This is a genomic window from Gluconacetobacter aggeris (assembly GCF_014174395.1).
GTDB lineage: Bacteria > Pseudomonadota > Alphaproteobacteria > Acetobacterales > Acetobacteraceae > Gluconacetobacter > Gluconacetobacter aggeris.
The window spans coordinates 176177-188417 of record NZ_JABEQD010000002.1 but is presented as its reverse complement, the minus strand read 5'-3'; the positions used below and the strand labels follow the sequence as shown (position 1 = coordinate 188417).

Below are 12241 nucleotides of genomic sequence, written 5' to 3'. Positions count from 1 at the left end.
GAAAGACTGTCGTGCCAGGATAGCGTATCGCCATGTTCGGACAAAACAGTGACCCTGGAGCAACCATAGCAAAAGATCGCACCGATGATGATTCTCTACGGCATGCCTCTTTCAGGCCATGTGCATCGCGTACAATTGCTTCTGTCGATGCTCGGCATCGATTACAGGTTCGAGATCGTTTCCGGTCCGACGCCGGAATTGCTGCGTCTGAACCCGCTCGGACAGATTCCGATCCTGTGTGACGGTGATCTGGTGCTGGCCGACAGCAATGCCATTCTGGTCTATCTGGCCAAGGCCTACGGCGCGGGCACCTTGTGGCTGCCGGACGATCCGGTAGGTGCGGCGCGCGTTCAGCGCTGGCTTTCGATTGCGGCGGGGGAATTGAGGCAAGGGCCGGCTGCCGCTCGTATGGTGGCGCTGTGGCAACGCTCGGGCGAGCCCGCCGATGCGTGCGTGCGCGCCGAGCGATTGCTGGCGTTCATGGACGCGCATCTTGGCGACCGGACGTTCCTGGCCGCGCGCCATCCGACGATCGCGGATCTTGCCTGCTATGGCTATGTCGCCCACGCTCCGGAAGGCCATGTGTCGCTGGAGCCCTATCCGAACGTGCGGGCATGGCTCCTGCGTGTCGAGGTTCTGCCCGGCTTTCTGCCGATGCCCTGGATCTGATCTTCTGGAGGACGAATTGATGGCGTTGGAGATCATCCTGGGGAACAGGAATTATTCGTCATGGTCGATGCGGGCGTGGATGCTGCTGCGTCTGGCTGGCGTGCCTTTCGAAGAGACGATCCAGTCGCTTTATGTAAAGGGCGCCCGGGCGTGCGTCATTGAACGTGGCGGCGAGACTGGCCTTGTGCCTGTTTTGCGCGTCGACGGCTTCCCGATCTGGGACACGCTTGCGATCGTGGAATATCTTTACGAGCAATATCCTGCCCTCTGGCCGGCCGACCGCTTCCTGCGGCCGAGGGCACGCAGCTATGCCGGAGAGGTCCATTCGGGCCTGAATGCGCTGCGGGAGGCGATGCCGGTCAATGCGAGGGGGCGCAATCGGCGGGCCGTGCGGACGCAGGCTGTCGAAGACGATATTGCGCGCGTGGCGGCGATATGGAAGACGGCGGGGAGTCATCCCGAGGGGCCCTGGCTGTTCGGGCGCTTCAATGCCGCCGATATCATGTTCGCGCCGGTGGCCTCTCGATTTCAGACCTATGGTGTTTCCTTGCAGGGGGGCGCCGCGACGTATCTGGAGCGGATGCTCGCGCATCCACTGGTGCGGGAGTGGTTTGTTTCCGGACAGGATGAAGCCGAAATCATCGATATGTTCGAGCTGCCGGACCAGTCGGACGGCAAGCCTGAAAGCAGTCGGATGACTGGTCACCCGGAACATCCTGTCTCTCACGACAAGGGGTGAAGGGGCAGGTTGGCGCCCTGCGCCAAGGTGGGGAATAGCACGCGCGGGGGCGCAAAACATGCTATGCCGCGCGCATGGCAATCCCGATCCTTCCCGGACTGTCCCTGGCCGAGTCCGAGCTGGAGGTCAGCTATATCCTTGCGTCCGGCCCCGGTGGGCAGAACGTCAACAAGGTGGCCACGGCGGCGCAATTGCGGTTCGATGCCGCGCGCTCGCCCTCGTTGCCCGAGCGAGTGCGCGCCCGGCTGCTGGAGGTGGCGGGCAGCCGTGCCACGCGGGATGGGGTGATCGTCATCACCGCCCGGCGCTTTCGCACGCAAATACGCAACCGCGAGGATGCCATTGAACGGCTGGCCGAACTGATCCGCGAGGCGGCGCATCGCCCCGCTTTTCGTGTGGCCACCCGTCCCGGCCGTGCGGCCCGCCAGCGCCGGCTGGACGGCAAGGCGCACCGGGCGGGCATCAAGCGCGGGCGTTCCGGGCGGTTCGATGATTAGGCGCAGCTTGTGTCGTTCCGGGGAATTCCGTGTCTGGGGTGAGGGATGAGCGACCTTTTTGACCGTGGGGTGGCACTGGGGCGGATGCCGCTTGCCGCGCAGTTGCGCCCGGCGACGCTGGATGACGTGATCGGCCAGCCGGGGGCGGTCGCGCGCGGTTCGATCCTGCGGCGGCGGATTGCCGGTGGGGCGCTGGGCAGCGTGATTCTGTATGGGCCGCCGGGGGTGGGCAAGACCTCGATCGCGCGGGCGGTGGGGAACATGCTCGGCAAGAATTTTCGCCCGCTGCACGCGACGCGCAGCGGGGTTGCGGACATTCGCAAGCTGGCGGATGAGGCGCGGATGGTGCCGCTGCTGATCTTCGTCGATGAGGTGCAGCGCTTTTCGGCGACGCAGGCGGATGATCTGCTGGCCATCTGCGAGGAGGGTACGGCCGATTTTATCGGGGCCACGACCGGCAATCCTTATCATGTGCTGACGCCGGCGCTGGTCTCGCGCTCGACCATCCTGAAGCTGGAGCCGCTGACGCTCGAAGAGATGGAGCAGGTGGTGCGGCGTGGCGTCGACCATCTGCGGGGGGAGGGGATCGAGGTCTCGCTGACGGGTGCGCAGGTCCGCCGGATTGCCGGTCGTTCGGGCGGCGATGCGCGGCGGGCGCTGACGACGCTGGAAAGCCTCGCGGTCGGGCATGATGCGAAGCGGGTCACGATCACCGATGCGATGGTGGATGAGGCTTATGCGGCGGCGCCCGTCAATCATGACCGGTCGGGCGATGCGCATTACGATGTGGTTTCGGCGTTCGTGAAATCCATGCGCGGGTCCGACCCCGATGCCACGCTGTACTGGCTGGCGCGCCTGATTCATGGCGGCGAGGACCCGCGCTATATCGCGCGGCGGATCATGATCCATGCGTCGGAGGATGTGGGCCTGGCCGATAATGCCGCGCTCCAGACTGCCGTGGCGGCGATGCAGGCGGTCGAGAAGATCGGGTATCCCGAAGCGCAGATCGTGCTGGCGCATGCGGCGCTGCATGTGGCGCGGGCGCCGAAATCGGGCTCGGCGTGCCGGGGGATTGCCGCGGCGATGCAGTTCGTGGCGAACAATCCGCCGGCCGCCGTGCCGCTGCATCTGCGCGATGCGCATTACAAGGGCGCGGCGTCGCTGGGGCATGTCGGGTATCGGTTTCCGCATGATGACCCGCGTGGTTGGGTGGAGCAGGTTTATTCGCCGATCCCGAAGGGGACGCTTTATCAGAGTGATGCGCGTGATGCGGGGACGTTCGAGAAGCGGGCGGATGAGTATTGGCAGCGGGTGACGGGGGAGATGCAGGCGCGCAAGGGGGGGCAATAAAGGCAGCTGCGCACCTGGAGCGTGTCCATTTTATTCTGGTTTATTCCGGTTCATATCCTGCGGCGGTAAGGACGTTGGCGCATTCGTCAGGAATGAAAACATCGAAAACTGATCCCGCAGCGTCCCACTACGCGGTGACGGCTCTTGCTGCCTTGGCCCGTAACGGAGCCTCGAACGCGGCGGATGCCATTTCGGTCGGGTTGAAATCCGTATTGTAGGGGGCAGGAACATCAGCCGTGCGTCAGCTTGCTCTATGGCCTTCCGTGTCCCCGGAACCTTATGAGCGGGCATATGGTCCAGCACGACGAGATCGCCTGGTCTCGGCGTCGAGAGCGGGCTCGGCATAGGCCTGTAAGGCACGACCGCGTAGGCGCGCCACCCGTTCGCCGCTCTCGCGCTCACGCCGAAGCCATCGGATCGCCGTCGAAATCCCGATCCCGTACAAGCCTCAGCAGCATACACTCTGCGGAAGAACCCGGTTCTCAGTGGCATTCAACAGGCCGCCCTTAACTGGGGGTTATCGACGGCGAATCATTTTGAAATAGACATGGAAAGAGGCGAGGTAAAGAATTCTGTATCGTAATGAAAATATGTAGGGAAGAGGCCGTTCATGAGAATGTCTGGAAACAGTTCGAGAAAATGGCTTCTTTTCGGCATATCGGCACTCAGTCTTGGCTGGGCGTTCGATGCCCGCGCGCAGATCATCTCGATGCCCGGTACGACGACGGGTCAAGCCATCAACGACCAGTCCGCGAAGAAGACCAAGGTCACGTCGAAGCTGGATAGCACCGGCGAGACGATCAGCGTCGTCGGTACTCATCTGGGTGCCAAGGAAACGGCCGAGATCCAGCCGGTGACGGTCATCACCAGCGAGCAGATCCAGCAATCCTCGTCGATGACCACGGGCGACATCTTCGCCCATATTCCGTCGATGGGCTTTTCGGGCAGCACGTTCAGCAATGCGGGCGGATCGTGCCTGAACATTCGTAGCCTGGGCACGGCGCGCACGCTGGTGCTGGTGGACGGGCACCGCATGGTCAACGGCAATGGGGCGGTCGACTGTCCGGACGTGAATGCCATCGTGCCGGCGATGATCGACCGGATCGAAATCCTGAAGGATGGATCATCCACGACCTACGGGTCCGACGCCATTGCCGGCGTGGTCAATATCATCCTGAAGAAAAATTTCACCGGCACGACCTTTACCGCGAACGGCGGCGTCAGCGAGTACGGCGACGACCAGACGGCAGCGCTGACGATGGCGCACGGATTCAACTTCGATCACGATCGCGGCAATTTCACGATCGCAGGTTCGTACAACTACCAGGCGCCGATGGCCGCGGATCAACGCAAATGGGCGATGCAGGAAGCCAAGGTCAACAATCCGCCGGGCCAAGCGCAATATTTCGGATCGCAGTACGGACCCCGGCCCGTCTATGCCGCCGTCAATGGCGGCCGGCCGCTGGCAGCGTCCAGTGACGGCGTGGCCCGATCCGTGATCTCGAACGGAGATGGTACCTACAGTCCCTATAGCTGGAACGACAATTACGATTATTCGCAGGACAACCAGATCATTTCCGAACAGCAGGTCGGGACCCTGGCCGTTACCGGACATTACGACGTCAACCCCCATCTGCAACTCTATATGACGGCGAATTACAGCCACACCCAGACGCAGAGCGTCGGCACGCCGATGTATATCGCGACCCCCGTCACGACGTTGACGGGCAATTCGGGTGCGATGGTGGTGCCGGCCGGCGAGCCGGGGAATCCCTTCGGCGAGGACGTGGCGCTGTATGATCGCATGTTCGATCTCGGCCGGCGCTACGACTACGACAGCATCAACTACTACCAGTTCACCGGCGGCGCGAAGGGCGACCTGCCGAGCACCCATGGCTGGACTTACGATTTCTTCTTCTCGTACGGCAAGACCGCCACGAGCTACAGCGAGAGCGAAGACGTGAACTGGCGCAACATGGAAAACGCTCTGGGCTTTCACCAGACCGGCGGCGCGGGATCAACGACGGGGTATTACGATCCCAACCTGTGTTCCAGCATCGCGGGATGCGCGCCGTGGAATCCGTTCAGCGGCACGATGTCCCAGGCGGCGCGGAACTATATCGGCTTCACCGATGTCGAGCCTTCGGGGCAGGAGATGCGCGACGTGCAGTTCACCGTCGCGAACAAGCATCTCGCCAAGCTGCCCTACGGCCCGCTGGGTATCGCCCTGGGCGTGGAACATCGCAGCCTCGACGGCTATTTCCATTCCTCGTGGGAAGATGCGGCGGGACTCAATTCCAACCTGGTCCGTGGCAATACGGGCGGCGGCTATAACGTCACCGAAGTGTTCGGCGAACTCAGCATTCCGCTGCTGAAGGACCTGCCGATGGCCAAGGCGCTGTCCGCCGAGGTGTCGGGTCGGTTCTCGAATTACGACACGTTCGGCCAGACTTATAACTGGCATGCCGGCCTGATCTATGCGCCGACCCGCGATATCAGCGTCCGTGCCAACATCGCCACCGGCTTTCGGGCCCCGACCATCCAGGATCTGTACAGGGCCAAGGTCGTCAGCCTGACGGGAACACGCGATCCCTGTGCCTATGTCTCGACCTATCCGGCCGGGGTGCAGTCGACCATTATCGCCAACTGCCGCGCGCAGGGCGTGAATCCGTCGAGCTTCAAGCAGACCAATGGATCGCTGAAATACGAGACTGGCGGCAATGCCGAACTGCAGCCCGAACTGTCACGCACCTATACGATCGGCACGATCGTGACACCGCGCTTCCTGCCCGGTTTCACCGCCACGATCGATTATTTCCACACCCACATCACCGAGGCGATCGGCTACCCGTCGCTGTCGACCGAATTGAACGGGTGCTACGAGAGTTCGAACCTGTCGAGCAGCTATTGCTCGATCCTGCACGGCCGCGATATAGACGGACAGCTCTATCCGGTGTCCCGCCTGCATGAGAATACCGGCGCCTTCATCGAAGACGGCATCGACATCAACGCCAGCTACTACCAGCCGATCGATTTCGTGAACGCGCTGCGCTTCGGGGCCGACATCCAGGATGTCACGTCCTACAAGCAGCAGAGCCAGGATGGCCAGGCGTTGATCAGCTACCTGGGCACCGATGCGGGCCCGCCGAAATGGGTTGCCAACGGCACGGCGACGTTCAGCCACGGCCGCTGGGACTTCACCTACATGCTGCGGTTCATCGACGGGTTCAATTACTATCCCAGCTCGTCCTATGGGCCGGGCGTGTCGGAATGGTGGAAGACGAACCAGGCCTTCTATCATGACGTGATGGTCACCTATCACGGCGACCGCTACAGCATCACCGCCGGCGTGAAGAATATCGGCGGCCGCGACCCGAACTTCTATGCCAACGGCTCCTACAACACCTCGCCCGACATGTATGACTATGCGGGACGATATATGTACCTCAAGGCGCAGGTCCATTTTTGAGAGCCTGCATTGGAACGTGCGCCGGACAGTCGGCGTACGTCTTCCATGCGTCGGTGCGCCGCGCATCATGTCGATCGATGATGGCGCGTGCATTGAGTGACGATCTACGGATGCGTGTTCTGGAAGCCGGTGCAATGCGTGGGGAGGTCTTTCCTCACTCAAGGCCATCTGGTCTCAACGAGCAGGGGTGAAGGGGACGACTGTCCCCTTCCGGGTGCAGGGCAGCGCCCTGCGATGTGGCAGTTCAGGCCGGTTCGCTGATCGTGGGGAGGATGGTTTCGACGATCGACTGATCCAGCGCCTCGTACTCGTGATAGCGCAATGTGCGGTAGAGGGATTCCCGGGTTTGCATGTGGGGCAGCATGGCCTCGGTGCTGCCGTTGCGGCGGAGGGTGGTGTAGAGGTCTTCCTGGGCCTTGTTGGCGACGCGGAGTGAGCTGACGGGCCAGATGACCATGTGGTAGCCCATTTCCTCGAATTCCTTCGCGGTGAAGAAGGGAGTGCGGCCGAATTCGGTCATGTTGGCGAGCAGTTTGACGCCAGGCATGCGGCGGGCGAATTCGCGGAACATGTCGGCCGTGGTCAGGGCTTCGGGGAAGATCGCGTCGGCGCCGGCTTCGATATAGAGTTTGGCGCGGGCGACGGCGCCGTCGATCCCTTCGCTGGCTGCCGCGTCGGTGCGGGCGATGATGACCAGATCGCGCGCGGCCTTGCGGGCGGCGCCGACCTTCAGGGCCATGTCGTGCGGGGTGGCGAGTTTCTTGTTGTTCAGGTGGCCGCATTTCTTGGGCAGGATCTGGTCTTCCAGATGCACGGCCGCCGCTCCGGCATCCTCGAAGGTGCGGACCATGTTCATCACGTTCAGCACTTCGCCGTAGCCGGTATCGCCATCGACCAGCAGGGGCAGGCCGGTGGCGTTGACGATCTGGCGGATGAAGAACGTGACCTGGTCGATGGTGATGATGCCGAGATCGGGCAGGCCCATGCTGGCCGTCATGGCCGCGCCCGAGAGATAGAGCGCGTTGAAGCCTGCGTCCTTGGCCTGGAGCGCGGCCTGGCCGTTATGGGCGCCGGGCAGTTGCAGGATATCGGGGGATTGCAGCAGGGCGCGGAAGCGCCGGCCTGCCGCCTCGCCGTTGGTGGCGCCGCCTGTGAGGTAGATCATGCTGCTTTCTCCAGTCCGCCGCGTTGGTGCAGGGGGGTGAAGGGCCGCTTGTCGGGGCCGATATAGGCGGCCGAGGGGCGGATGATCTTGCCGTTCTCGCGCTGTTCGATGACGTGGGCGCTCCAGCCGGTCAGGCGCGCGATGACGAAGATCGGCGTGAACATGGCGGTGGGGATGCGCATCATGTTGTAGGAAACGGCGCTGAACCAGTCGAGATTGGCGAACATGTTGCGCCGTTCGGCCATCACGCGCTCGACCCGCTCGGCGACGGTGTAGAGGCGCATGGCGCCGCTGCGGGCCGACAGGCGTTCCGCCCATTGCTTGATCACTTCGTTGCGCGGATCGGCGATGGTGTAGACCGGGTGGCCGAAGCCGATGACGACTTCGCGGTTTTCCAGCCGGCGCAGGATATCGGCCTGGGCCTCGTCGGGCGTCTGGTAGCGCTGCTGGATTTCCAGCGCGACCTCGTTGGCGCCGCCGTGGCGCGCGCCGCGCAGCGCGCCGATGCCGGCGGTGACGGCGGAATACATGTCCGACCCCGTGCCGGCCACCACGCGGCTGGCGAAGGTCGAGGCGTTGAATTCATGTTCCGCGTACAGGATCAGCGAGGCATGCATGGCGCTGACCCACTCAGGCGGGGGCGCGTGGCCGTGCAACATGTGCAGGAAATGGCCGCCGATGGTGTCGTCATCGGTTTCGACATCGATGCGCTTGCCGTTGGTCGAGAAATGATACCAGTACAGCAGCACCGATCCCATCGAGGCCAGCAGGCGGTCCGCGATTTCGCGCGCGCCCACCGGGTTCATGTCGCGGCGTTCGGGCAGGATGCAGCCCAGGGCGGAGACGCCGGTACGCATCACGTCCATCGGGTGGGCGGCGGCTGGAATATCCTCCAGCAGGCGCCGCAGGCGGACGGGCAGGCCGCGCAGCGAGCGCAGTCGCTCCTTGTATTCCGCCAGTTCGGCGGTGTCGGGCAGGTGGCCGTGGATCAGCAGGTGGGCGACTTCCTCGAATTCGCAGGATTCCGCCAGATCCTTGATATCATAGCCACGATAATGCAGCTCGTTGCCGGCGTGGCCGACGGAGCTGAGTGCGGTTTCGCCGGCGGTGATGCCGGAGAGGGCGACGGATTTCTTGGGCTTGGACGCTTGGGTCATGTCACGTCTCCTTATTGTGCCTTTTCGCAGGGCCCTGCCCTGCACCCGGAAGGGGACGGTCGTCCCCTTCACCCCTGTTCGTTGAGGGGCGGGCGGGGTCAGTCTTTCATGCGGGGAAATTGAAGATGCCGGTTCGGTCGGTTGCTTTCAGCGCCTCCGGCGGGAGGGCGATTTCGAGCTGGCGCAGTTCGTCCGCGCGCAGGGAGGGCAGGCGCTGTGCCGCGTCGAGGAAGCGTTCGATTTCGGCGGGGGGAAGGATGCCTTCGGTCAGGACGCGGAATTTCCGGATATAGTCGGGGCGGGTCCAGGGGGTGGCGCCCAGCGGGTGGGCGTTGGCGACCGCCAGTTCGCCGTCCAGCCTGGTGCCGTCATTGAAGGTGATGGTGATGCGGCCGCCGAAGGCTTTGATCGCCGGGTCGTCGGCGTGATAGCGGGCGGTCCATTTCGGGTCTTCGACCGTGTGGATCTTGCGCCACAGGCGCACCGTGTCGGCGCGTTGCGCGCGTTCGGGCGCGTAGGAGCGGACATGGTGCCAGGCGCCGTCCTGCAGGGCGACGGCGACGATATACATGATCGAATGATCCAGCGTCTCGCGCGAGGCGTCGGGGTCGAATTTCTGCGGATCGTTGGAGCCGGTGCCGATCACGTAATGGGTGTGGTGGCTGGTTTCGATCAGGATGTCCTTCACGTCGTCCCAGTTGCGGCCGGCGGCGCGGACGTCGGCGCCGAGGCGGAAGGCGAGGTCGATCAGGGCCTGGCTTTGATATTCCGCAGAATGTTCCTTGGTGTAGCTGTCGAGGATCGCGCGCTTGGCTTCGCCGGCCTCGGGCAGGGCGACGCGGTAATGGGCGCCCTTGCCGTCCAGCATCCAGGCGATCACGCCGTCTTCGCCTTCATAGATCGGGCTGGGGGAGGTTTCGCCCAGCATGGCGCGGTCCACGGCCTCGACCGCCATCTTGCCGGCATGGGCGGGGGCGTAGGCCTTCCACGATGAGATCTCGCCCTTGCGGCTTTGCCGTGTGGCGGTGGTGACGTGCAGGGCGTGCTGGATCGACTGGTAGATGGTCTCGGTGGGCAGGCCCAGCAGGGTGCCGATGCCGGCCGCGACCGAGGGGCCGAGATGGGCCACATGGTCGATCTTGTGCTTGTGCAGGCAGATGGCCCGCACCAGGTCGATCTGGATTTCGTAGCCGGTGGCGATGCCGCGCACCAGTTCGGCGCCCGAGCGGCCGCATTGCTGGGCCACGGCGAGGATGGCGGGGATATTGTCGCCCGGGTGGGAATATTCGGCGGCCAGGAACGTGTCGTGGAAATCCAGTTCCCGCACTGCCGTGCCGTTGGCCCAGGCGGCCCATTCGGCGTGGACGCGCACCTCCGGCCCGCAGCCGAACAGGGTGGCGCCGCCGGGCCGGGCATGGGCCAGGGCTTCGGCGCGGGCGCTGACCACCGTGTGGCGGTTGACCGAGGCGATGGCGACCGAAGCGTTGTCGATCACGCGATTGATGATCATCTCGGTAACATCGGGGAGGATGGCGACCGGATCGGCGGCGATTTCGGCGATCTGCCAGGCCAGTTGCGCGTTGCGCGGCAGGCGGTCGCTCTCGGGGTGGACGGTGATGTCGTACTGGCGCATGGCTTGGTTCCTCTTTGGGGGCCTTGCTGCGGAGTATTGTCATTCTCGCGCATTCGGGAATGGCGATCCGGGCAAAATGGTGCCACGGTCCGGTGCTGGTTTTGCGAAGGATGCGAAGATGGCGACGGCGGGCGAGAAGATCTTCGCGGGGTCGAGAATTCGTGATCTTCGCGCGAGAAATGGCCAATCGCAGCAGGGGGTGGCGACGGCGCTTGGTCTTTCGGCGAGTTATCTCAACCAGATCGAGAATGACCAGCGGCCTTTGACGCCGGGAATTCTGTTAAAACTTTGCACGCTGTTCGGGGTCGAGCCGACATGGTTCAGCGATAGCGGCGATATCCAGCGCATGCAGGTGTTGCGCGAGATCCTGGGGGACCCGCTGTTCAGCGCCATGCCCTCGCCTCGGCAGGTGCAGGAGGCGGTGCGGGGCGCGCCGTGGCTGTGCGATCAGTTCGTGACGCTGTATCGCGCCTTTCGGGCGTTGCAGGAGGAGAGAGGGCAGGCCGGGGCCGCTGCGCCGGCGCCGCAGCCCGGCACCGGATCGTATGACGCGGTGGGCGATTGGGTGCAGGCCGAGCGGAACTATTTCGACGAGATCGATCGGGCGGCGGAGGCGCTGTACGAGTCCGCGCGGCTGGAGGAAGGCGGGCCGGCCGAAATGCTGGGGCGCTATCTGCGCGATCGGCATGATATCCGGATCGTGACCGATGCCGCGCTCGACAGTCAGGGGGTGATGTGGCGGTTCGACCGGCGGGCGCGACGGCTGGCGGTCACCGGGGGCGTGCCGCCGGAGAGTACGGCCTTCTGGCTGGCGCAGGTGATCGGGCGGCTGGATTATGGGCAGGTTCTGGCCCGGCCGGTGCGTCGGTCGGGGTTGGGCAGCGCGGACGCGCGCGCATTGGCCACGGTGGGAATGAGCAATTATTTCGCCGGGGCGCTGCTGTTGCCGTACGAGCGTTTCCGGCGGGCGGCGCGGCAGACGCGGCATGATCTGGACCTGTTGCAGCGGCAGTTCGGCGTGAGCTTCGAACAGGTGTGCCACCGGCTGTCCACCATGCAGCGGCCGGGAGCGGAGGGGATTCCGTTTTATTTCATCAAGACCGATATCGCCGGCAATGTGCTGAAGAGTTACAGCGCTACCCGTTTCAGTCGTGCGCGGTTCGGCGGGTTGTGCGCGCAATGGAATGTGTTCGAATGTTTTTCGGCGCCCGGCAAGCTGCATGTCCAGATGTCGCGCACCACCGACGATGCGGTCTATATCAGCGTTGCGCGGACGGTGGGGCATTCGCCGGTTTCTTATTTCGACCGGCCGCGCCTGGTGGCGATCGTGCTGGGCTGTGCGGTGTCGCATGCGCCGGAACTGGTCTATTCGGCCGGGCTGGACCTGCGGGACGACCGGATGGTGATCCCGATCGGGCCGGGGTGTCGCGCCTGCATCCGCACCGATTGCCGGCATCGGGCGATCCCGGCCACGGGCTTTGGCATCGACGCGGGCAGCGAGGAGCGGGGGGTGGTGCCCTATCACATGGTGGCGCCGTGAGGCTGTGCCGGTCCCGGGTGGA

Annotated in this window: 9 protein-coding genes; 6 read left to right on the top strand and 3 right to left on the bottom strand. The window is 64.1% G+C overall.

The window, feature by feature from the left end:
- Positions 1-84: 84 nt before the first annotated feature.
- The 5 genes from HLH36_RS03575 (at position 85) to HLH36_RS03555 (ending at position 6724) form a co-directional block, all read left to right on the top strand.
- Positions 85-669, top strand: coding sequence for a glutathione S-transferase family protein (locus tag HLH36_RS03575; protein ID WP_182985099.1), 585 nt, complete (start codon positions 85-87; stop codon positions 667-669).
- Positions 551-1408: a glutathione S-transferase gene (locus tag HLH36_RS03570; protein ID WP_338030395.1), complete on the top strand. Its 858-nt coding sequence runs from the start codon at positions 551-553 to the stop codon at positions 1406-1408. The genes HLH36_RS03575 and HLH36_RS03570 overlap by 119 nt, the downstream gene beginning before the upstream one ends.
- 74 nt (positions 1409-1482) lie before the next feature.
- Positions 1483-1905 carry an alternative ribosome rescue aminoacyl-tRNA hydrolase ArfB gene (gene arfB, locus HLH36_RS03565; protein WP_182985097.1) on the top strand — a complete coding sequence of 141 codons (423 nt, stop codon included), beginning with the start codon at positions 1483-1485 and terminating at the stop codon, positions 1903-1905.
- A gap of 45 nt (positions 1906-1950) precedes the next feature.
- A complete protein-coding gene (locus tag HLH36_RS03560; protein WP_182985096.1) occupies positions 1951-3255 on the top strand; it encodes a replication-associated recombination protein A in 1305 nt (434 codons plus the stop codon).
- Positions 3256-3865: 610 nt separating this feature from the next.
- The gene (locus HLH36_RS03555; RefSeq protein WP_182985095.1) at positions 3866-6724 is read left to right on the top strand and encodes a TonB-dependent receptor domain-containing protein; all 2859 of its coding nucleotides are present in this window, start codon (positions 3866-3868) and stop codon (positions 6722-6724) included.
- Between the two features lie 244 nt (positions 6725-6968).
- Here the strand turns inward: HLH36_RS03555 and prpB are convergent, their stop codons facing one another.
- The 3 genes from prpB to HLH36_RS03540 form a co-directional block, all read right to left on the bottom strand.
- Positions 6969-7889 carry a methylisocitrate lyase gene (prpB, locus tag HLH36_RS03550; RefSeq protein WP_182985094.1) on the bottom strand — a complete coding sequence of 307 codons (921 nt, stop codon included), beginning with the start codon at positions 7887-7889 and terminating at the stop codon, positions 6969-6971.
- Positions 7886-9046, bottom strand: coding sequence for a bifunctional 2-methylcitrate synthase/citrate synthase (gene prpC / locus HLH36_RS03545; protein ID WP_182985093.1), 1161 nt, complete (start codon positions 9044-9046; stop codon positions 7886-7888). Before prpC ends, prpB begins: the two co-directional genes overlap by 4 nt.
- A gap of 106 nt (positions 9047-9152) precedes the next feature.
- On the bottom strand, positions 9153-10679 hold the full coding sequence (locus HLH36_RS03540; RefSeq protein WP_182985092.1) for an MmgE/PrpD family protein: 1527 nt from the start codon (positions 10677-10679) through the stop codon (positions 9153-9155).
- A 118-nt stretch (positions 10680-10797) separates the two neighbouring features.
- Here HLH36_RS03540 and HLH36_RS03535 point away from each other — a divergent pair, with 118 nt between their 5' ends.
- Positions 10798-12219 (top strand): helix-turn-helix domain-containing protein, encoded by a 1422-nt coding sequence (locus tag HLH36_RS03535; RefSeq protein WP_182985091.1) that lies wholly within the window; start codon positions 10798-10800, stop codon positions 12217-12219.
- Positions 12220-12241 lie beyond the last annotated feature (22 nt).

Excerpts from the sequence above, each read along its gene's own strand:
- HLH36_RS03575 (WP_182985099.1), top strand. The coding sequence starts at position 85 with ATGATGATTCTCTACGGCATGCCTCTTTCAGGCCATGTGCATCGCGTA.
- HLH36_RS03570 (WP_338030395.1), top strand. The coding sequence starts at position 551 with ATGGCTATGTCGCCCACGCTCCGGAAGGCCATGTGTCGCTGGAGCCCT.
- arfB (WP_182985097.1), top strand. The coding sequence starts at position 1,483 with ATGGCAATCCCGATCCTTCCCGGACTGTCCCTGGCCGAGTCCGAGCTG.
- HLH36_RS03560 (WP_182985096.1), top strand. The coding sequence starts at position 1,951 with ATGAGCGACCTTTTTGACCGTGGGGTGGCACTGGGGCGGATGCCGCTT.
- HLH36_RS03555 (WP_182985095.1), top strand. The coding sequence starts at position 3,866 with ATGAGAATGTCTGGAAACAGTTCGAGAAAATGGCTTCTTTTCGGCATA.
- prpB (WP_182985094.1), bottom strand. The coding sequence starts at position 7,889 with ATGATCTACCTCACAGGCGGCGCCACCAACGGCGAGGCGGCAGGCCGG.
- prpC (WP_182985093.1), bottom strand. The coding sequence starts at position 9,046 with ATGACCCAAGCGTCCAAGCCCAAGAAATCCGTCGCCCTCTCCGGCATC.
- HLH36_RS03540 (WP_182985092.1), bottom strand. The coding sequence starts at position 10,679 with ATGCGCCAGTACGACATCACCGTCCACCCCGAGAGCGACCGCCTGCCG.
- HLH36_RS03535 (WP_182985091.1), top strand. The coding sequence starts at position 10,798 with ATGGCGACGGCGGGCGAGAAGATCTTCGCGGGGTCGAGAATTCGTGAT.